Source organism: Altericista sp. CCNU0014, assembly GCF_044923475.1.
Classification (GTDB): Bacteria; Cyanobacteriota; Cyanobacteriia; order Thermosynechococcales; family Thermosynechococcaceae; genus JAAURS01.
In genome coordinates, this window is record NZ_CP137338.1 from 5,409,521 (window position 1) to 5,429,352 (window position 19,832).

A 19,832-nucleotide genomic window follows, 5' to 3' on the forward strand; every position below is an offset into this window, starting at 1 on the left:
TAAAACGTGATTACGCTAACGCTCTTGCATCCGGTTCAATCTACACCAGTTCAAAGCTGGAGCTTTGAGCAAGACCCTGCGATTCGTATCGGTCGTGCGGTGGACAATCACGTTGTCCTCTACAGTGCAGTGGTCTCTCGATATCATGTCGAAGTTCGACTGACCGACAACCAATGGGAAGTGGTCAATCTAGGTACGAACGGAACGTACTTAGGGCTTGCTGAAAAAGTATAGAACGTAGGGATTACAGTTCATCTGTCCGAACAAGGGGGTTGAAAAGTGCAAGAAAAAAGGCGAAAAATAGTCAAACCCCTTGCACTTGAGTCGGCATGTATCGGACTTCACCCCCAGGCCAACTGTCCTTTGAGAACTTCTACCTGCCCTTCGGCGGCAAATTGTCCCGTGACAATCGCTGGGTAAAGCTGGCTAAACTCATCCCGTGGGAAACAGTAGAAGCGAGTTATGCCGACCAGTTTAGTGCCACGATGGGCGCACCAGCCAAACCGTTTCGAGTCGCATTGGGAACCCTCATCATCAAAGAGAAGCTCGGCACCAGCGATGAAGAGACCGTGGAGCAGATCCGCGAGAACCCATACTTGCAGTACTTCTTGGGATTTAGCGAGTATCGGGATGAAGCGCCATTTGACTCATCCCTGTTGGTTCACTTTCGCAAACGCCTGAGTCTGGAGCTAGTGGGTCAGGTCAACGAAGCCGTCGTGCAGAAGATGCAAGGAGTGGCAGAAGCTACTGAATCACAGATGGCGGTATCGAGTGAAGCAGCATCTGAATCAGACCGTGATGACGATGAGCCACCCTCCCCCAATCAAGGGCAGCTCATCTTAGATGCGACCTGTGCCCCTGCGGATATTCGCTACCCGAGCGACTTGAGCTTATTGAATGAGGCTAGAGAGCAGAGCGAAGCCATCCTAGATGCCCTCTACGTCCAAGTGAGCGACCAATTTAAGACCAAGCCTCGCACCTACCGAAAGCTCGCGCGCAAAGCGTATCTATCCATCTCGAAGCAACGAAAACCCAGCCGTCAACTCAGGAGAAAAGGGATTCGTCAGCAACTCAACTATCTGGGTCGCAATCTCAAGCATATTGATATCCTCATAACAGCTGGGGCATCCTTGGCACAACTGAGTCGGCGTCAGTATCGCCTGCTGTTGGTCATCACTGAAGTCGTCAGGCAACAACGAGCCATGTTTGACGCCAACATCCGTCGCATCGATGACCGGATTGTGAGCATCGCCCAGCCCCATGTGAGGCCCATTGTGCGTGGCAAAGCAGGCGTGCCCGTGGAGTTTGGTGCAAAGCTATCGGTCAGTTGTATCAACGGCTGTGTGTTTCTAGACCGGCTCAGTTGGGACAATTTCAATGAGTCGACCCATCTCCAAGACCAGGTGGAAGCTTATCGGGCTCGGTTTGGCTGCTATCCCGAGTCGGTTCATGCCGACCAGATTTATCGCACTCGCGCCAATCGCAGTTGGTGTAAGGCGCGTGGTATCCGATTGAGTGGCCCGCCTTTGGGCAGGCCGAAGCAAGACCCATCGGTGCAGGCTCAACTCAAGCGACAGGCGCGTCAAGATGAGAAAGTCCGGGTCTGGATTGAAGGTAAGTTTGGTCAGGCCAAGCGACGCTTTTCTCTGGCACGGGTGATGGCGAAATTGGCCCACACGGCTCAAAGTGCCATTGCGATTACGTTTCTCGTGCTCAATTTGGAGCGTTGGCTCGCTGGGCTCTTAGCCTTGCTTTTTTGGCTTTTCGATCTGTGTCTGCAAGTCCTTCATGGCGGGATGGAGCGTGACGAAGCCGCTCAGCTGACGATGGGAGAATCGATGTCCTTTGTGTCCATTACTGAGCATTCATATCCAGCTATGTCTGAATTGGCGATCGCGTTGCCAATCTCAGTCTGAAATGACTTTTTCAGCAAGCCCTACTTAGACGGAAAACGAGTCCATCAAGCCCCCCTGTCCAACGGTAGCATTATGCGTCTGGCGCGGTCCGGGCCAAACATTCAGATTTATATCGACGATCGCAGCGCGGAGGGGACGAGCGGATCCGAAGCACCCAATCTTAGCAACCTCAGTGTGGAGGCAGAGGCGGATAGTTTAAAGCCGCCAGAATTCCCAGAAGCGCTGGCTGCAGAACCCGCCATTGAAGAGACTGCCGTTGCCAGCATGTCCCCCCCGACAGAAACCGATGGCGACGGCATAGTTCCCACTCCGTTTTACGTGAGCGGGCGGTATCCGCTGTTCAGCGAGCCGGATGGCGGAATCCCGTCGGCGCCCCTCCATCCCTGCGATCATCGCGGCGCGCCAGAGGGTTCGTTGATTTGTACGGACTGCGGCTTTCCCGTTCGCCCGCTGCAAGCAATCGGTCCTTACCAGGTTCTCAAGTCGCTCAATCCCCTCGGCAATACGCTGATTGCGTGGCGCGGCGGACACACCGTCGTGTTGAATACGTTGAGACCGGATTGTCGAGAAAATCCGGACCTCGTGCGTCAGTTTGAAATGCAGGCACAACTGCTCTGTCATCTCGAGCATCCGGGGATGCCTAAGTTTTTCGAAGCGTTTGAGGATGGCGGACAGCCTTACTTAGCGAGCGAGATGATTCACGGGCCTAACCTCAGAGATTGGATCGCCCAACGCGGACCGATGTCCTCCTATCAAGGCGTGCAGTGGGCGCTGGAACTGAGTCGCCTGCTCGACTACTTGCACCGTCAAACGCCCAGCTACGTCCATCGCCGCATTCAACCATCTAATTTAATTCGCCCTAGAATTCCCCACGGCTTCAGTCAAGCGGTGTTGGTTGGATTTGGCGAATTGCAAGGCTTATCTCCAGAATCGGGGACTTTGAGCGGCTCTGGCGGCTACCGAGCGCCCGAACAGCAGATCGGAGAAGACTCTGCGCTATCCGATCTCTATGCTTTAGGCGCAACGCTCGTCTACCTACTGACGGGTCAAGAACCCGATGCATTTTATCGCCTTGGGGATAATAGCTTTCGCCTTCAGGTGCAGGAGGTTCCCAATATCAGCCCTGAGATTGCCAATATCATTCAAAAGTTGACCCATCCCCATCCCAGCGATCGGTTCGAGTCGGCGGCAGCGGTGGCTGAAGCCCTTCAACTCTTGCTTTAATGCCGTTGCTGCCCTTGGTCTATCATCCGGACTACGTGGCGCCGCTCCCGGACGGCCACCGATTTCCGATGGCAAAGTTTCGAGAGCTGTACGAACTCCTGATCCGGGACGGAGTGGCAGTCTCGGCTCAGTTTCGCGCCCCGGAACTGCCGCCGAGGGACTGGCTGGAGCTCGTGCATTTACCCGATTATGTGAGAGCCTATCGAGAGGGGACGTTAGATACCCAGGCCCAGCGGCGGATCGGGTTACCGTGGAGCGCGGCTTTGGCGCGGCGGACTTGCATCGCGGTGGGCGGATCGGTCCTGACGGCGCGGCTGGCTCTGGCAAACGGCTTGGCTTGCAATACGGCGGGCGGAACCCACCATGCGTTTCCGGGCTACGGGTCGGGGTTTTGTATTTTTAACGACTTGGCGATCGCCGCCCGCGTCATGCAATCTCTGGGGTTGGCGCAAAAAATCCTCATCGTAGATTTAGACGTCCATCAGGGAGACGGAACGGCCTATATTTTCCAGGACGATCCCAGCGTTTTTACCTTTTCGATGCATTGCGACATCAACTTTCCGGGCAAAAAACAGCAGAGCGACCTAGACGTGCCGCTGCCGGAGGGCATGGAAGACGAGGCTTATCTGCAAACCCTAGCCCAATATTTACCGGATTTGCTCGCGCAAGTGAAACCGGATTTAGTCCTCTACGATGCTGGCGTCGATCCGCACTTTGACGACCTGTTGGGCAAACTGGCCCTCACCGATACCGGACTGTTTCGACGGGAAATGCAGGTGCTGGGCACCTGCGTCAAACAGGGGTATCCTATAGCTTGCGTCATTGGTGGCGGTTATAGCAAAGATCTCTCGGGCCTGGTCTACCGCCATTCCCTGCTCCACCGCGCCGCAACCCAAATTTACGAGCAGTATCGGTTAGGCGCTTGACGGACTTCGATCCAGATACCGCTCCACTAAAATAATGGCCACGATGTCATCGATGGGACGCGGCACGTCGCGCATGCCTTGGGGAACGAGCCGCGCCAATCCTTTGGGGGGATACATCGCCCAGTAGCGATCGCGGGCTTCAAGGGTGCTGTAGCGCTCGTCGATGAAGGAGATCGGCAGGGGTACGGCAAGGCCTCGTTCTAGCTGTTGCCGCCATTGCAGGGCAGTGGTTCGATCGCCCATCACGAGTCGTTCCGGTCCGTATTGCTGCTGCAGGGCGTCGATCGCTGCAATGGTTTCAGCCGCAGGAATCACCTCGTGGAAGCAAATACTGCGATCGATGCCGACCACCGCCACGCCGCATTTATCTCGGCCCGGATCGAATCCTAAAATCAGTGGAATTGCCTGCTTCAGGCTGGATTGAGTTGAGCTCATGGTGTGGCAAAAGCCTACATTACTAGATGGAGATGCTTAGCTCTACGGTAGGGTAATATAGATCCCAGTGTCCTTTTAGGGACATCTTTTTTGTCTGGAGAGGTGGCAGAGTTGGTCTATTGCGTCTGACTTGAAATCAGATGATGCGGCAACGTATCCGGAGGTTCGAATCCTCTCCTCTCCGTTTTTAGCGATCCGCAGCGCATCCCGATCGGGCTTTTTCGCCCCCTTCAAAATGGAGGGGCGATCGCCTTGAAAACACTGATGGTTAGAGCGGTCGATCGTGTCAGTGCCTCGAAAAGGATGGGTACAATAAACGCAGGGAAAAGCACAATTCGGTAGCGATCGCTACTTTTAAGGCCAAGGGGATTTTTATGAAAATGCAGTGGAAAATGTATCGGGAGCTGGAGCTCATTCCCGAGTCAACCCCTACGCCTAAGCCTTCTTTGTTAGCTTGGCTGACAGCCCCCGTAAGACGACCTTTTGCAGATATCTTTACCCGAGACCTTTCCCATAGGCACCAGATTTTACTACTCAAGCGCTGCTTGAACTTGAGCGATGCCGAGCAAACGGAAGGGGTTCAGGGCGACGATCGAACTGTTTTTGACGAATACCAAGGTAAAAGCAAATCTCCAACGCCTTCATTTTTAACGCAGCAACAGCAAATAACAGCTCAACAGTGGCTCAATCGGGGTGGAATGCCCTGGTGGACTTGGTACGACCTGTAGGCGTTTGGAGACTGCAAGCCAATCGCGACTGATGTTGCCGTATTCTGACGTCGCCGTATTCTGACATCATTCGGTCAGGCATCGATTATCTTTTCGATATATTGAGGCCTCGATCGCACTTTTCTTGCCCAATCGGGGGTTTCTTGGTACAAAGTACAGGTATTACCGATAGAGGTGCGGGAGTGATTTACGTGTCGCAAACAACAGGTCAAAGCTCGGATAGCTTCGATCTGGAGCCCATAACCCTTGCGCCGGGGATTTTGAGAGCCGCTCGCAATATTTATCAAGCCTATGCGGATACCCACGGCAGTAAGCAGGTGCCCCTTGGGGTAGCTCTAGATCGATACACGCTTCGGGGTCAGCTCATTTTTACGGGCCGACCCATTTTATTACCCCACGAATGTTTTGTGCCCATGCAAAATATTGAAATGTTCGACGACAGTGACGAGGCCGAGGAAGGTTGATGGTTTGCCCTTTAGCCTGGATATGTTTTAGCAATGGATTCTCCTGAACTCTGGCTAATTGGCTTCTTCGTGTTTATCTTAGGAGCAGCCGTTGGGAGCTTTTTGAATGTGGTCATCTACCGCGTTCCTGAGGGACTATCGCTACTGCATCCTCCTTCTCGCTGCCCTCAGTGCAAAACGCAACTCAGGTTTTACGACAACGTTCCGATCGCCGGATGGCTGTGGCTTAAGGGTCGCTGTCGCTATTGCGGTTATTCTATTCCCGCACGGTATCCGCTGATTGAGGCGGCAACTGCTATTTTGTTTGTTTTGACCTACATTGTCTTTGGGCCGACGCTTCAGACCCTAGGCTATTGTCTATTTTTGAGCTGGCTGTTGGCACTGACCGTTATCGATTTGGATCTCATGATTTTACCCAACGCGCTGACGCAATCTGGGGTCATTGCGGGCTGGATTTTTCAAGGGGCGATCGCTTTCAGTCAAACCCCCACTTGGATGAGTGTCGTAAAAGGGGTGGCGGGCGCTTTTATTGCTTCGGTTTTGGGAATTTGGCTTTTTGACAGCATTCGGGTTGTCGGGTCTTGGGCGTTTAGACAAGATGCCATGGGCGGGGGCGACCCTAAGCTGGCGGCGGCGATCGGGGCGTGGTTGGGTTGGCCGCTGATGCTCGTCAGTGCTTTTCTGGCCTGCTTGTTTGGCAGCATCATTGGCGTGGGAGGTATCTCTTTAGGCCTGATCGGGAGACGGCAGGCGATTCCCTTTGGACCTTATCTGGCACTGGGCGGGGCGATCGCCGCGTTCTACGGCACGCAGCTGATCGAGTTATATCGCGGCTGGCTGGGGCTTTGAGGAAGGACCGTGCAAAAGCTTTGGGTGCTGGGGCTGTCGATCGGGGGTGCGCTCCTGGCGGGTTTATTACTAAACCCTCATGTTCGATCTCGCTCTGGGGAGAAGGTTGCAGCCGTTCCTGCGCTTCAGTATGAGGTCCTGAAGCGGTCTGGTAGCACGGTTTATACCCTCGCGATTCCGCGCGATCGCCGTTACGCGATCCGTCCTTTTGTGGCGGAGGGGATTTTGACGGTGGGGCAGGTGGCGGAGCGAACGGGGGCGATCGCGGCGATCAATGCTGGCTTTTTTGACCCCGTCAACCAAAAAACGACGTCTGCGATCGCGATCGACGGTCGCGAGGTTGCCAATCCGAGGGACAACGAACGGTTGGTCGATAATCCGAAGTTGTCCGGCTATCTCAGCGCTATTCTGAATCGCAGCGAGTTCCGGGTTTATCAATGCGGCACTCAGGTCGATTACGGGATTGAGTTCCGCTCGGCAGCCGTTCCCCCAGGCTGTCAGTTCCGGCAGGCGGTGGGGGGCGGGCCGCAGCTTTTACCGAACGACACTTCCCAACAGGAAGGCTTTACGGCCTATGACAATGGCGAGCTGATTCGGGATGCGATCGGCAGCAAGCAGCGCAATGCGCGGACGGCGATCGGATTGAAGCCGGATGGCAGTGTGGTTTGGGTGATGGTGGCTCAGACCAAGGCTCGGGATTCAGGGATGACGCTTGATGAGCTGGCCGATTTTATGAAACGGTTGGGGGTAACGTCTGCACTAAATTTGGACGGCGGCACCTCATCGTCTCTTTACGCGCAGGGGAAAGCTGCTTACGGGAAGCGCGATGAGACGGGTCAGCCGATCGAGCGGGCTGTTAAGTCGGTACTGCTGCTGATGCCGATGCGAACCAAATAGGGTTTCGTAATAATCTTTCGACAATTCCTTGCATCATAGGGTTATTGCAGATGACCTACACCAAAACGATGGACCCCTTTATGACCAACCCGAACGCACCAGATTTGAGCGTCAGGATAACGTTCAAGCAAGCGATCTGATGCAATAATTGTGTCCTTCGCCAGTTCAAATGCTCCAGTTTCAATGTCAATCGCAACAATTTTGCCATGATTGCCTTGCTCAACTTGAGGGCGAACCTGAGATTCATAAACCTCATTACCCCGTCGAGCAAATTCCTCTTTGCTGTAGCGAAGTTGCTGAACTGTCATAGGCTTTGACCTTGTGCTATGGCGTCGCGTCTACATTTTACCCTGAACGATCGCCCCACTGCTCCAGCCACAAATCCTGACAATTCAAACCCAAAAACTCTAAAACTTAAGTTCAGCAGCTAAATCAGAGATGGACGGAACAAACGACTAGAAACCACTGGCGGGGTCTAACGTTCCTGGTCAGCGGCTGCGAATAACCTTGGAAACTCCACTAGCGGCTCGCGACAGTCCGCTGCACCAGGGTTGTTATACGGTTGACCTGTGCTGTGATTTGATATTTCTCTTATCGGTGGACGAGAATATATGCTTATACACTCTGCTTAACAAAGAACGCCACAATTACCAGAATCTCAAATCTTCTTCAACCTGCCTATCAATAGTACAATTAGACTATCCGGCATGTGATGCGAAATCCATGATATAGAACCTAAAGTATGGAAAGAAGAAAAATCCTAATTACAACTAAAACCTACCCATCCATTAGCACAAAATATAAGGAAACTGTATGTACTGCGGGGATTCTTTTGGATGAAGATGAGAAGCCTGTGCAGTGGATTAGGATCTATCCAGTTAGGTTTCGGGAGTTGGAGTTTGACCAACGATATAAGAGGTGGTCTATTATCAGTGCTGAAATCGAAAGAAATGAGAAGGACTTTAGAGAAGAGAGTTACCGAATTAATGACACTTCTATAAGTGTCATTAGAGAAATAGGAACTAAAAATAACTGGGAAGAGCGTAAATCTTTTGTTTTACCCTTGCAATTCAGTTCCATTGCTGAAATTCAGGCACAGAGAAAATCTTTGGGAATAATTAAGCCCAAAAGCATAGAGAACTACTTTCTCAAAAAGACTGACCGTGAATGGAGTTCAAAGCAACAGGCTGTTCAAGATCAGGGTGATTTGTTTGAACCATCTGTAGACCTAGAAAAAATTCCTTATCAGTTTGGCTACAAATTTACTGAAATAGACGGTGTAAAGCACTCCTACACAATAAGCGACTGGGAAATATCTCAACTTTATAGAGGATGCCGGAATAGATCTAAATATTCCACCTTAGAAGGAAAAGAAAATGAAGCAATATCTAAGGTCAAGCAAAAGCTGGAGGATGAGTTTTTATCCAAAAAAGACCTTTACTTTATTGTAGGTAATCTCAAAAATCACTGCAAAGTTTTCATGATCATAGGAATTTTTTATCCTCCAAAAACTGCTCAAAAAAACGAAGTGCAGACCCTAAGTTTATTTGATTTATAAAATGCCTAATCTAGCAGCTCCAGAAAAAAAACTCATACTGACTTTTGGCTATGGCAACCGAAAGGACTATGATGCTTTCCTTGATTATCTAAAGGAATTTAATGTTACTTGTGTAATTGATGTAAGGTTAAGCCCCCGTGCTTGGTCTAGGAAATGGTACGGAGATGCTCTTGAAAAGCTGTGCACCTCCAGAAATATTCAATACATCTCTAAAGCATCTCTCGGTAATTTGTCGGGATGTAGCCATTGGGTCCCGCCTGAAAATAAAGAGGCGGAGCAAACTTTGTCTGAAGTTGCTGAAATACTTGAAACTGGGAATGTTCTATTGCTCTGTGCAGAAATGGATTCCTCAAGATGCCATAGGGTTGAGGTTGCATCTCAACTGCAAGATTTGACCAGTGCTTCAGTTAAACATCTTAAGTAAAATCTTTGCGGCTTAACAGATAACCTTCGACAACTCCTCATTACCACTGCCGTATAACTCTAAATAGACGGACAGCATCCACCCATATCGCTATCTGGGCTATATAAGCGGATAATTTCAGTGTTTTTTCGGATCTCGCATTCACTAACTTTTTTACTATTAATGTCAATACCTTTGCATTTCTCTGAGTGTCTGGAATAGCTGAGCAGCCCAAAAAGATTTTGGATCGGTTGCGCGATGTCCTGTGCCTGAAGCATTACTCCTACCGCACCGAACAGTCTTCTGTGGACTGGGTTTATCTGCCCTCCACCAAGACATTGATGGTCATATCGATGCTGTACGAGCCAAACAATCTCGCTATTTGCCCACCGCGATAACTCATGAGGAAAGGATCGCCCCACTTAGCGCGTCCATCCTCAATCAAGTCTTAAAGCTATGCTTTGACAAACTGCCTTAACCTGCCCTGTCAAACTTCAACCAAAAATATCTAGAACGATCGCCGCCTAAAATCTAGCAAACATAAACTCTTGAACTTGGCTCAGCGCAGGTAAAAAGGGCACTGCTTTAAGCTTGATGTTCAACGACTTTGCTAAAGGCTCGAGCAACTGAAAGACCAACTCCGAACTAACCGCAATTTCCTTCGGCACAAGGCTAGCGCTGGCTAAAGTCTGCGCTACCGTCAAAGGCACCTTCCCCCACATCTCTTCCAGAGAAGGCAACGGCTGAAACATCTCATGACACAATATCATGCCACTCTGTACGTCTACTATCAACAGAATGTAGGCAAAGTAAGGGCGATCGCCCTTCTCCCGCATAGGTGCAGGAAACATACACAGATCTATTTCAAACTTTGAATTTTTCAGTTTGATTTGCTTCAGATGCGCTAAAAGTTGCGGATCCATCAAAAGTTTGATGGGTTTTGGCTCTGGCAGAAGAACCGTCATCGCACGATCTTCCCAACTGGATGCGTCCTTAGACTTGGGTACTCGAACTAGATACTGTTCCGCGTCATAGGAGTCAAATAGATCGGGATTCTCTTTGAAACGCGGTGCGACCTCAGCCAATTGATCCAGGGCATAGGTCAAAAACCGTACTTCTCCAGCTTCTAAATGCCAGGGTAAAAAACCCGCCCTAAAGCTGCGAAACATCGGCCATGCCTTTTTGCCTCTAAACTTTAGCCCCAGGTTTTTAATAACCGTACGATCTTGAGTTTGGAGTTCATCGCGATCTTCAAAAGAAGCCTGAAGTTGAGGAATCTCCAGCAGCCGTTCGGGTGGGCCAAATTCCCCGATTTCCTCAAAATCCCAAAAGCCGTAGAGACCCTTTGCGCCCAGATATAGGCTGACCGCAAAATGTTCGCCCCGCATCCCCATGACACTCACAAAGCCCAAATCGCCCGTCTCAGGATTCTGAACCCCAAACACATCGGTTTCAACCATCCAAGTCCAAGGGGCAACCTCTTTCAGGCGAATCGCGGCCTCGTAAAGATGAAGCCAATCCCGATCGCTGTCTGCTGCTTTGGCCATAAACTTACCTCAGCGTTCTTTAAAGTATTGAGGGGTTACGAGTACTGTTGTCAGAAAGCATAGACTAGAGCTGAGCGGATTTCAGCATTACCAATGAAAATTCAAAACCTGTTGGCTCAGGCCATGCTTCCGATGAGTATCCTAGCGCTGGTGGCGCTAGCGCCCTTGGATGCGATCGCCAAGCCTGCTGCCCCGAGCAAAATTCCTGGAACCGCCGTCCAGATTGCACCGCCAGAAGGCTTTCAGCCCAGTAAACTCTTCCTCGGCTTCGAGCAGCAGCAAACGGGAGCTTCAATTTTCGTGACGGAGTTACCGATTCCCAAAGCAGAAGTGCCGAAAGTACTGGAGAAACTTAACTCGACGGCAGACCTTCAGTCTAGAGGCATGCGCCTCATTGAGTCTCAAGAAATTACAGTTGGCAGCATTCCTGGCAAACTGCTGCTCGTATCTCAATCGAACCGAGGCATAGATTTTCTGAAATGGTTGATGGTTGTCGCACAGGGCGATCGCGTCCTGATTGTGACAGCGTCCTTTCCAGAAGACGAAGCGGCAAAACTCAAAGAACCGCTCCGCCAGAGCGTTATCGGGCTGACCTGGTCTCCGGGACAGCCCGCCCAATTATTAGAAGGACTCCCCTTTACGTTTCAACCTGCGGGAGACCTCCAAGTATCGGGTCGGGTCTCCAACAACGTGGTTCTAACCCGAAATGGAATGAAAGCCCCCATTCCTGCCTCTGAACCGCTTCTAATTCTGGGTTCCGCCTACGATACCGTCCGCATCCGCGACGTTGCAAAATTTTCGCGGATGAGGCTCAAAGCCCTGCCGCAGGTTCGCGACTTAACCGAAGTGAGCGGCAATTCCAAAACCATCGCAGGCCATCCGGCGTTTGAGTTGGTAGCACGGGGCTACGATCGCAAAACCAATACGCCGCTGACCGTATATCAAGCGATCCTGGCAACCAAGCGCACCTACTATGTTTTGGAGGGGTTGGTACCGAACCCGAAAGCCAAAGCCTATCTGCCGATTTTTCGCGCGGTGGCGGATACGTTAGTCCCGCAGTTGTAATTATTGGCTTTGGGATGGGAGATCGATCTCCCAGGGCTATTGCGACCCGTCCCGCTCCTACACCTTAAGCAATGCCAAAGTTTATCGGATTTCTTGGCAATTCTTGGCGATTATATGCGACCTTGAATAACAGACTTATGTTGAAGCGTTACGGACTAGGGCCATGTCAAACCCCACCATTGAATCCATCCTTAACGAAAAGCGTCTGTTTCAGCCCCCTGCTGAGCTGTCCGCCCAAGCAGAAATCAAAAGCTTTGCCGAGTACGAAGCGCTTTACGCCAAGGCAAAAGCAGACCCCGCTGCATTTTGGGCAGAACTAGCGGAACGGGAACTGCACTGGTTTCAAAAGTGGGATACAACCCTTGACTGGCAGCCGCCCTTTGCCAAATGGTTTGTGGGCGGCAAGCTGAATATTTCCTACAACTGCCTAGACCGTCACCTCACCACCTGGCGCAAAAATAAGGCAGCCCTGATCTGGGAAGGCGAACCCGGCGACTCCCGCACCCTCACCTACGCCCAGCTCCACCGCGAAGTATGCCAGATGGCAAATGTGCTGAAGAACCTGGGCGTGCACAAGGGCGATCGCGTCGGGATCTACATGCCCATGATTCCAGAAGCGGCGATCGCCATGCTCGCCTGCGCCCGCATCGGAGCGGCCCATAGCGTCGTATTTGGCGGGTTTAGCGCCGAGGCCCTGCGCGATCGCCTGGTCGATGCCGAAGCCAAACTGGTGATTACGGCTGATGGCGGGTTCCGCAAAGACAAAGTGGTTGCCCTCAAAGAACAAGTCGATAACGCTCTCGCCAATAACGCCGCTCCTTCGGTGAAAAACGTGCTCGTGGTCCAGCGCACCAAAGAACCGATTCACATGGAAGCGGGGCGCGATCGTTGGTGGCACGAGCTACAGGCCGAAGCTTCCGCAGACTGCCCCGCCGAACCGATGGACAGCGAAGATACGCTGTTTATCCTCTACACCAGCGGCAGCACGGGCAAACCCAAGGGCGTCGTCCACACCACGGGTGGCTATAACCTGTACACCCACATGACCGCCAAGTGGACCTTCGACCTCAAAGACACCGATGTCTATTGGTGTACCGCTGACGTAGGTTGGATTACAGGCCACAGCTACATCGTCTACGGCCCGCTTTCCAATGGAGCGACGACCGTGATGTACGAAGGCGTACCGCGTCCTTCCAATCCTGGTTGCTTTTGGGATGTCATTGAAAAGTACGGCGTCACGATCTTCTACACCGCCCCAACCGCCATTCGCACCTTCATCAAAATGGGCGAACAGCACCCCAACGCCCGCAACCTTTCTTCTTTGCGCATCCTAGGAACGGTCGGCGAACCCATCAACCCTGAAGCCTGGATGTGGTACCACCAGGTGATTGGAAAAGAACGCTGCCCCATCGTCGATACCTGGTGGCAAACGGAGACGGGCGGATTTATGATTGCACCCCTCGCCAGCGCGACGCCGACCAAACCTGGCTCGGCCACGCGCCCCTTCCCCGGCATTTTGGCAGATGTGGTGGATCTGGACGGCAACCCAGCCCCCGATAACGAGGGCGGCTACCTGGTCATTACCCATCCCTGGCCCAGCATGCTGCGGACGGTCTACGGCGATGCGGATCGCTTCCGCAAGACTTATTGGGAACACATCCCGCCCAAGGATGGTAAATACCTCTACTTTGCAGGGGATGGTGCCCGTCGGGATGAGGACGGCTATTTTTGGATTATGGGTCGGGTGGATGATGTGATTAGCGTCTCCGGCCATCGCTTGGGCACGATGGAAATTGAGTCGGCCTTGGTGTCCCATCCGGCAGTGGCTGAAGCTGCTGTAGTGGGCTGTCCCGATGAACTGAAGGGAGAAGACGTTTTTGCGTTTGTGACGTTGGAAGGGACTTATACGGCCAGCGATGCACTCAAAGACGAGCTGAAGAAACACGTGGTGGGAGAAATTGGGGCGATCGCCCGTCCGGGAGAAATCCGCTTTGCCGACGCGCTGCCCAAGACCCGTTCTGGCAAAATCATGCGGCGCTTGCTGCGCACCCTCGCCAGCGGTGCGGAAATCTCTGGGGACACTTCGACTCTCGAAGATCGCACCGTGTTGGATGCTTTGCGCGAAGAGCGGTAATTGCAGGAAGAGATCTTTTAGCTGGCTCTGTGGATGAGCGTTTCGACAATGCCCTGTTGGAGCGCAAGATTTCGTTGTCGTCGACCGCACTGCGATCGCAGGCGTTGGCATTCTTGCTGCAATCGCTCGACAGATATTAAGGGCGATCGCACCTGTTCGCTCGTTTCAAACTACGGCGATCGCGCGGTTCTGTCTCTTAGGGCCATCGCTTTCAAGTTAGCATCCAGTTACGCTGTTCCGTTCGATCGGACTTAACCTATGAACGACTACCGTATCCGTCCAGCCCGAGAGGCCGATGCTAGCGCCATATTCGCGCTCATTCGAGAATTGGCCCACTACGAAAAACTGACCCATCAAGTCACGGGCACCCCCGAAATATTAGCCGCACACCTCTTTGGTACGCCTGCCTACGCTGAAGCGATCGTTGCTGAATCTCAAGAGCAGCTTGTTGGTTTTGCTCTATTTTTCAAAAACTACTCCACCTTTTTAACCAAACCCGGTCTGTATTTAGAAGATCTCTTCGTCCAAAAAGCTTATCGAGGACGAGGCATTGGCAAAGCATTGCTCAAAACTCTGGCCCAGATCGCACGAGAACGCGGTTACGGTCGGCTGGAATGGAGCGTGTTGGATTGGAATGAAACGGCGATCGCGTTTTACGAAAAGATGGGCGCAGATGTACTGCCCGACTGGCGGATTTGCCGCGTCACCGGAGAATCGCTGCAATCCATGAGCGATGCTTAATTGGACTGCCTTTTAGAAATACGTTAAAATCAACGTACGTTAAAAATGACGTAAATAAAAATCAACGTACGTTCCAGAAACCATGAAGACAAATCCAGGCGGAGCCTTAGCGCCGAATGAAGTTGTGGGGCGCGATCGCCTTATTGATAAGCTTTGGAGCATTCTGGAACGGCAGAGTTTGGTTTTGACGGCTGAGCGCAGGATGGGCAAGACCAGCATCGTCAAAAAAATGGCGGCAGAGCCTCAGTCTGAGATGCGCGTGTTCTTTCGGGATTTGGAAGCATTGCGATCGCCTTTAGAGTTTGTAGATTGCGTTTTTCAAGATGTGCGGGCAGATCTGAGTGGAAAAGAACGAGTCATGAACCGCGTTCGGGAATTTATGGAGCAAGTTGGGGGATTGGAGTTGAAGGGTTTGAAGTTGCCCAAGCAGGTTGAACCCCACTGGAAAACGATTTTGACGAAAACGATGGAGGATTTGGCGGAGTATCAGGAGGGCTTGCTGATTTTTTGCTGGGATGAAATCCCGATGATGCTGGACAACATTAAGCGCGAGCAAAGCGAGGCAGTCGCGATGGAGGTGTTGGATACCCTGCGATCGCTGCGTCAAATGATTCCCGGCATGCGAATGGTGTTTACCGGATCGATTGGGCTACATCATGTGATTACGCGACTGAAGGAGAAGGGTTATGCGAATGCTCCGACCAATGACATGCTTATAGAAGATGTTTCCCCGCTTGCTTTTGAGGATGCTTGCGATTTAGCCAGAGGGTTATTGGCTGGGGAAGGGATTTGGGCTAAGGAGGGTGAAGCACTGGTGAGGGCGATCGCCCGATCTGTAGACTGTTTCCCGTATTACATCCACCATGTTGTCGATGCGTTGAGATGGACAAAAGAATCCCGCACGGTTGAGCGGGTGAATGAAATTGTGCAGGCGAATCTCTGCGATGATGCGAATCGTTGGGATATGGCGCACTATCGGGAACGGATTGATATCTACTATGCGGATGTAGAGCAGACGTTAGCGTTAGGAATTTTAGATGAGTTAGCAACAACCGAGACATCCTTGTCGTTACGAGAATTGCTGGATCGGTTGAATGTGCAAGGGGCTGGGCTGGAGCCGGAGTTAGTCCGCAAAGTGGTGATGTTGCTACGGCGCGATCATTATGTTGTGCAGCAACAGGACGGATCCTATGAGTTCAAGTTTTCTCTGATTCAACGATACTGGCGCATGAGCCGAGGGCTTTAGAAATGGATAAATCAGCTCTATTTTCTTTTACGCCCAGTTTGATGGATGGAGAAACCCTGGAAGCTATTTTTGTCCAGCGAGAGGCCTTGGCTGCCGATCTAGTCGAGCGCATCCGAGAAAGTGTTTTAACGCAAAATAAGCTCCACACGTTGATTATAGGAGCACGGGGGATGGGGAAGACACACCTCGTTTCTTTGGTATATCACCGCGTCCAGGCAATGGATGACCTGAAAGAACGACTGTTAATTGCGTGGCTGCGGGAAGAGGAATGGGGTGTTACATCGTTTTTGGATTTGCTGCTGCGGATTTTTCGAGCATTGGCGGAAGGCGATTCGACGGTTGAGAGGCGGATGGAGGAGCTATACGATCTTTCCTCTGAAGAAGCCGAAGCCTCTGGGACAAGATTACTCAACGAACTGATTGGAGAACGAACCTTATTGCTGATTGCTGAAAACTTGGATGATTTGTTTAGCGGGTTAGGAGAACAGGGACAGCAAAAACTACGAGCGTTTTTGCAAACCCATGCAAACTGCACCATTCTGGCAACGTCGCCTCGACTATTTAATGGGGTGCAGCGACGGACTGCCCCGTTTTATGGGTTCTTTCGTCCAGTGCATTTAGATGAGTTGACGACAGAGGAAGCTCAGCAGCTTTTGGTCAATATTGCAAAGTGGCGGCACCAAACAGATCTCGTAAATTTTTTGAACACCCCAACGGGACAAACACGGGTTAAGGCAGTACAGCATTTGGCTGGAGGGAACCCAAGAATTTACATTATTTTTGCTGATTTTTTAACTCATCAATCTTTAGAAGAACTGGTATCGCCGTTTATGAGTTTGGTGGATATTCTAACGCCTTACTACCAATCACGGATGCAGTATTTGTCGGCGCAGCAACGCAAGATTGTGGAACTACTCTGTGAGAAAAAGTCTTCCATACCTGTTAAGACGATTGCTCAACGATGCTTTATGACGGCTCAAACCGCATCAAGTCAACTTAAGGAGCTACGGGAGAAGGGCTATGTTCGAGCGGAAACCATTGGTCGGGATGCATTTTATGAAATCACTGAACCACTAATGCGGATTTGTCTGGGAGTGAAAAAGGAGCGTGGCGAACCATTGCGGTTAATGGTTGATTTTTTGCGGGTTTGGTATCCAAAAACTGAACTTCAAAACATGTATCAGGCTTTATTGTTGACTCCTGAGCGCTTTACTTCTATGTGCCGCTATCTAGAACGAGCAATGGATAATGACGATCTCGTGGATAACGATCCGCGCATCCAGGCTTACCTAGACGAAATTAAAGCTCGCTTCGATCAAGAAAATTATAGTGACGCTCTCCAGATTGCCGAAAAACTACTTCAGGTACGTGACTCTTGGGTTGAGCGATCAATGTATGCAGCTTGCCTTTGGAATTTAAGACAATATGAAGCAGCGCTCAATAATGCTGAACAAGCCATTGCATTAAATCCCAATTATGAATTGGCGTGGAATTGCCGAGGCAATGCTTTATATGATTTAGGACACTATGAAGAAGCAATTGCCAGTTTCGATAAAGCTCTTCAAATTAAACCAGACTACTATCAAGCCTGGGTCAACCGAGGCATTTTCTTGAATAACTTAGAACGCCATGAAGAGGCAATTGCCAGTTTTGACAAAGCCCTACAACTCAAGTCAGACGACAACCAAGCCTGGAACAATCGAGGCATTGCTTCTGGCAAATTAGGCCACCATGAAGAAGCAATTGCCAGTTTCAACAAAGCTCTCCAAATCAAATCTGATGACCATCAGGTCTGGAATAATCGAGGCATTGCCTTTGGCAAATTATGTTGCCATGAAGAAGCAATCGCCAGTTTCGATAAAGCTCTTCAAATCAAGCCGGACGACCATCAAGTCTGGAACAATAGGGCCGCCACCTTGGGCAATATAGGTCGTAATGAAGAAGCGATTACCAGTTTTGAGAAGGCACTTCAAATCAAGCCAGACGAATATCAAGCCTGGAACAATAGGGGCATGGCTTTGGTCAATACAGGTCGTAATGAAGAAGCGATTACCAGCTTCAATAAAGCTCTTCAAATCAACCCGAACAACTATCAAGTCTGGAACAATAGGGCCGTTGCCTTGGGTGAATTAGGTCGCAATGAAGAAGCGCTCGCTAGCTTTGACAACGCCTTGCAAATTAGGTCTGATTATTGGCAAGCTTGGGGAGGACGAGGGTTAGCTTTAGACCAATTAAATCGCCATAAAGAAGCGATTATCTCTTGTGATAAAGCCCTTGAAATCAATCCGGATTTTGAACCTCTTAAGAGCTTACGTTCCAGAATACTATCTGATTTAAAAAATTGGCCTGAAAACTACAAAATGCTAGAGACATTACTCAACAAGCAAAAGCCCATTCACTCAGGACTTCTAGAAAAAGCCGTTCAGAGTCTTTTTATAACCATTCCAGATCCTCAACAATGGCAACAGAAGATTGTTCAACTGGTCAACCGATTGGAAGAACGATCACTCCTACCCGAACTCGTCGTAGCCCTCGTCAAAACCGCCAGCGAACTCACCTCAGAACTCGTCAGCCTAGCCAAAGCAACCGCATGGCGAGATGCTTGGGCAGAAGTAGTGGGGCACAAACCTGAATTTGACCTACCGTTACGCCTACTCAACACCGCCCTGCACTACAAACAAACCCCCGAAGACCCTCGCGTTTTTCTAGAACTCCCCACAGAAGAACGGAAAATTTTGCAGCAAGCCTTAGGGATTGAGCACGAGGTGATTTGATTAGCCTGGATTATTCACCGATCGTCGGAGATTATGGAATAGCAGAAGATCCGAGACGATATTCTCTAAAATTTTCAGATGGATTTCCTTCTATCTTCAGCACCCCGAGCGGCTTTCCTCGATCGTCTTTAATCGTGTGGTACCACTCAAGCTTAGACTGTCGATTGAGATCTTCCAATGCCTTGGAGTTACCTTTGAGGGATTGCTGGATGGCTTCTTCAAATTGTTTGACCACCAAAAATCGCTGAAACGGGGCGTCGTCTTTTGAAACTTGCGGGTAACTGGTATAGCGCCACAAAACGCTACCATCTCGACTATCTGGGACGTAAAGCATCGCCTGTCGAACAAAAGGCAGCTCCCTGAAAGCATTCATCACCTCTTGAAGCAATTTAGGCTTAGCAGAAGCACTAACAGGAGTTTTCTGAAATTGACTGAGCGGTGGAATCAACCTTTGCCCAAATCGCTGCATTTGCTCAGCAGCAATCCGTTTAAAAACCTCGCTCCGATGCACCTGCACTTGATAGTCAACCAACCCTAAAACGCCAATCAGCGCCGCAAAAGCCGCAAACAGACCCAGCATATACCCCACATAGGTTAGCGGACGAGTTTTAGGAACCGCCAACGCCGGGTCTAGACTGCCCTTGCGCTCCAGAGCTTCAACCGCCTCCACAATCCGTTTGAGACTGAGTACAAAGGCGATCGCCACCCCAAAAATACTCAACATCAGACTGGAGAAGAAAACGCCGTAGAGAAATGCTTCCACCTGCGGGCTAAAAATATCCCACTTAAGCTGCTGGTTAAACACACCCAAGACAACCAGCGTAGCTCCCAACAGCAAAAGCCACACCGTAACCCAAACAGTCAAAGAGAGAAGTTTTACTTGTTGTTTCATGCTGCCTACTCTCTACATCAAACCAACCTGACG

General features: G+C 50.8%; 20 protein-coding genes and 1 tRNA gene. 17 read left to right on the plus strand and 4 right to left on the minus strand.

Annotation, left to right across the window (positions count from 1 at the left end; genetic code table 11):
- Nucleotides 1-6: 6 nt before the first annotated feature.
- From R6H26_RS25790 to R6H26_RS25805, 4 genes are all read left to right on the plus strand, one after another.
- Complete coding sequence (locus R6H26_RS25790) at nt 7-234, plus strand: FHA domain-containing protein (RefSeq protein ID WP_404786685.1); 228 nt, start codon at nt 7-9, stop codon at nt 232-234.
- A 95-nt stretch (nt 235-329) separates the two neighbouring features.
- The gene (locus R6H26_RS25795) at nt 330-1,916 is read left to right on the plus strand and encodes an IS5 family transposase (protein ID WP_404783413.1); all 1,587 of its coding nucleotides are present in this window, start codon (nt 330-332) and stop codon (nt 1,914-1,916) included.
- A gap of 72 nt (nt 1,917-1,988) precedes the next feature.
- Nucleotides 1,989-3,140: a serine/threonine protein kinase gene (locus R6H26_RS25800; RefSeq protein WP_404786686.1), complete on the plus strand. Its 1,152-nt coding sequence runs from the start codon at nt 1,989-1,991 to the stop codon at nt 3,138-3,140.
- Nucleotides 3,140-4,066: a histone deacetylase gene (locus tag R6H26_RS25805; RefSeq protein ID WP_404786688.1), complete on the plus strand. Its 927-nt coding sequence runs from the start codon at nt 3,140-3,142 to the stop codon at nt 4,064-4,066. Before R6H26_RS25800 ends, R6H26_RS25805 begins: the two co-directional genes overlap by 1 nt.
- Here R6H26_RS25805 and ruvX read toward each other — a convergent pair.
- A complete protein-coding gene (ruvX, locus tag R6H26_RS25810) occupies nt 4,055-4,501 on the minus strand; it encodes a Holliday junction resolvase RuvX (protein WP_404786690.1) in 447 nt (148 codons plus the stop codon). The two genes, R6H26_RS25805 and ruvX, sit on opposite strands and share 12 nt — an antisense overlap.
- 96 nt (nt 4,502-4,597) lie before the next feature.
- Between ruvX and R6H26_RS25815 the strand changes: the two genes are divergently transcribed.
- The 5 genes from R6H26_RS25815 to R6H26_RS25835 all read left to right on the plus strand — a co-directional run bounded on the left by R6H26_RS25815 (nt 4,598) and on the right by R6H26_RS25835 (nt 7,439).
- Nucleotides 4,598-4,685 (plus strand) — tRNA-Ser (locus tag R6H26_RS25815).
- Nucleotides 4,686-4,875: 190 nt separating this feature from the next.
- Nucleotides 4,876-5,229: a hypothetical protein gene (locus R6H26_RS25820; RefSeq protein ID WP_404786692.1), complete on the plus strand. Its 354-nt coding sequence runs from the start codon at nt 4,876-4,878 to the stop codon at nt 5,227-5,229.
- 191 nt (nt 5,230-5,420) lie between these two features.
- On the plus strand, nt 5,421-5,693 hold the full coding sequence (locus tag R6H26_RS25825) for a hypothetical protein (RefSeq protein ID WP_404786694.1): 273 nt from the start codon (nt 5,421-5,423) through the stop codon (nt 5,691-5,693).
- 33 nt (nt 5,694-5,726) lie between these two features.
- The gene (locus tag R6H26_RS25830) at nt 5,727-6,542 is read left to right on the plus strand and encodes a prepilin peptidase (RefSeq protein WP_404786695.1); all 816 of its coding nucleotides are present in this window, start codon (nt 5,727-5,729) and stop codon (nt 6,540-6,542) included.
- 9 nt (nt 6,543-6,551) lie between these two features.
- Complete coding sequence (locus R6H26_RS25835; RefSeq protein ID WP_404786697.1) at nt 6,552-7,439, plus strand: phosphodiester glycosidase family protein; 888 nt, start codon at nt 6,552-6,554, stop codon at nt 7,437-7,439.
- Between the two features lie 41 nt (nt 7,440-7,480).
- Here R6H26_RS25835 and R6H26_RS25840 read toward each other — a convergent pair whose 3' ends face one another.
- The gene (locus R6H26_RS25840; RefSeq protein WP_404786699.1) at nt 7,481-7,747 is read right to left on the minus strand and encodes a hypothetical protein; all 267 of its coding nucleotides are present in this window, start codon (nt 7,745-7,747) and stop codon (nt 7,481-7,483) included.
- Nucleotides 7,748-8,181: 434 nt separating this feature from the next.
- On the opposite strand from R6H26_RS25840, the gene R6H26_RS25845 reads away from it, so the two are divergent.
- The 3 genes from R6H26_RS25845 to R6H26_RS25855 all read left to right on the plus strand — a co-directional run bounded on the left by R6H26_RS25845 (nt 8,182) and on the right by R6H26_RS25855 (nt 9,798).
- Nucleotides 8,182-8,997 (plus strand): hypothetical protein, encoded by an 816-nt coding sequence (locus tag R6H26_RS25845; RefSeq protein ID WP_404786701.1) that lies wholly within the window; start codon nt 8,182-8,184, stop codon nt 8,995-8,997.
- Nucleotide 8,998: 1 nt separating this feature from the next.
- Entirely contained in the window at nt 8,999-9,421 is a 423-nt protein-coding gene (locus R6H26_RS25850) for a DUF488 domain-containing protein (protein WP_404786702.1), read from the plus strand.
- A 188-nt stretch (nt 9,422-9,609) separates the two neighbouring features.
- Nucleotides 9,610-9,798, plus strand: coding sequence for a hypothetical protein (locus tag R6H26_RS25855; protein WP_404786704.1), 189 nt, complete (start codon nt 9,610-9,612; stop codon nt 9,796-9,798).
- 126 nt (nt 9,799-9,924) lie between these two features.
- Here R6H26_RS25855 and R6H26_RS25860 read toward each other — a convergent pair whose 3' ends face one another.
- On the minus strand, nt 9,925-10,947 hold the full coding sequence (locus tag R6H26_RS25860) for a DUF6930 domain-containing protein (RefSeq protein WP_404786706.1): 1,023 nt from the start codon (nt 10,945-10,947) through the stop codon (nt 9,925-9,927).
- A gap of 93 nt (nt 10,948-11,040) precedes the next feature.
- On the opposite strand from R6H26_RS25860, the gene R6H26_RS25865 reads away from it, so the two are divergent.
- The 5 genes from R6H26_RS25865 (at nt 11,041) to R6H26_RS25885 (ending at nt 18,907) form a co-directional block, all read left to right on the plus strand.
- Nucleotides 11,041-12,012, plus strand: coding sequence for a hypothetical protein (locus R6H26_RS25865; RefSeq protein WP_404786708.1), 972 nt, complete (start codon nt 11,041-11,043; stop codon nt 12,010-12,012).
- Between the two features lie 163 nt (nt 12,013-12,175).
- Nucleotides 12,176-14,146, plus strand: a complete 1,971-nt coding sequence (gene acs, locus R6H26_RS25870; RefSeq protein ID WP_404786710.1) for an acetate--CoA ligase — start codon at nt 12,176-12,178, stop codon at nt 14,144-14,146.
- 258 nt (nt 14,147-14,404) lie between these two features.
- On the plus strand, nt 14,405-14,887 hold the full coding sequence (locus R6H26_RS25875; protein ID WP_404786712.1) for a GNAT family N-acetyltransferase: 483 nt from the start codon (nt 14,405-14,407) through the stop codon (nt 14,885-14,887).
- An 82-nt stretch (nt 14,888-14,969) separates the two neighbouring features.
- Nucleotides 14,970-16,133 (plus strand): hypothetical protein, encoded by a 1,164-nt coding sequence (locus R6H26_RS25880; protein WP_404786713.1) that lies wholly within the window; start codon nt 14,970-14,972, stop codon nt 16,131-16,133.
- 611 nt (nt 16,134-16,744) lie between these two features.
- Entirely contained in the window at nt 16,745-18,907 is a 2,163-nt protein-coding gene (locus R6H26_RS25885) for a tetratricopeptide repeat protein (protein ID WP_404786715.1), read from the plus strand.
- A gap of 31 nt (nt 18,908-18,938) precedes the next feature.
- Here R6H26_RS25885 and R6H26_RS25890 read toward each other — a convergent pair whose 3' ends face one another.
- Nucleotides 18,939-19,799: a hypothetical protein gene (locus tag R6H26_RS25890; RefSeq protein ID WP_404786717.1), complete on the minus strand. Its 861-nt coding sequence runs from the start codon at nt 19,797-19,799 to the stop codon at nt 18,939-18,941.
- Between the last annotated feature and the right edge of the window lie 33 nt (nt 19,800-19,832).

Coding starts and splice junctions, on each gene's coding strand:
- R6H26_RS25795 (WP_404783413.1), top strand. CDS start 330: ATGTATCGGACTTCACCCCCAGGCCAACTGTCCTTTGAGAACTTCTAC.
- R6H26_RS25800 (WP_404786686.1), top strand. CDS start 1,989: ATGCGTCTGGCGCGGTCCGGGCCAAACATTCAGATTTATATCGACGAT.
- R6H26_RS25805 (WP_404786688.1), top strand. CDS start 3,140: ATGCCGTTGCTGCCCTTGGTCTATCATCCGGACTACGTGGCGCCGCTC.
- ruvX (WP_404786690.1), bottom strand. CDS start 4,501: ATGAGCTCAACTCAATCCAGCCTGAAGCAGGCAATTCCACTGATTTTA.
- R6H26_RS25820 (WP_404786692.1), top strand. CDS start 4,876: ATGAAAATGCAGTGGAAAATGTATCGGGAGCTGGAGCTCATTCCCGAG.
- R6H26_RS25830 (WP_404786695.1), top strand. CDS start 5,727: ATGGATTCTCCTGAACTCTGGCTAATTGGCTTCTTCGTGTTTATCTTA.
- R6H26_RS25840 (WP_404786699.1), bottom strand. CDS start 7,747: ATGACAGTTCAGCAACTTCGCTACAGCAAAGAGGAATTTGCTCGACGG.
- R6H26_RS25845 (WP_404786701.1), top strand. CDS start 8,182: ATGGAAAGAAGAAAAATCCTAATTACAACTAAAACCTACCCATCCATT.
- R6H26_RS25850 (WP_404786702.1), top strand. CDS start 8,999: ATGCCTAATCTAGCAGCTCCAGAAAAAAAACTCATACTGACTTTTGGC.
- R6H26_RS25860 (WP_404786706.1), bottom strand. CDS start 10,947: ATGGCCAAAGCAGCAGACAGCGATCGGGATTGGCTTCATCTTTACGAG.
- R6H26_RS25865 (WP_404786708.1), top strand. CDS start 11,041: ATGAAAATTCAAAACCTGTTGGCTCAGGCCATGCTTCCGATGAGTATC.
- acs (WP_404786710.1), top strand. CDS start 12,176: ATGTCAAACCCCACCATTGAATCCATCCTTAACGAAAAGCGTCTGTTT.
- R6H26_RS25875 (WP_404786712.1), top strand. CDS start 14,405: ATGAACGACTACCGTATCCGTCCAGCCCGAGAGGCCGATGCTAGCGCC.
- R6H26_RS25880 (WP_404786713.1), top strand. CDS start 14,970: ATGAAGACAAATCCAGGCGGAGCCTTAGCGCCGAATGAAGTTGTGGGG.
- R6H26_RS25890 (WP_404786717.1), bottom strand. CDS start 19,799: ATGAAACAACAAGTAAAACTTCTCTCTTTGACTGTTTGGGTTACGGTG.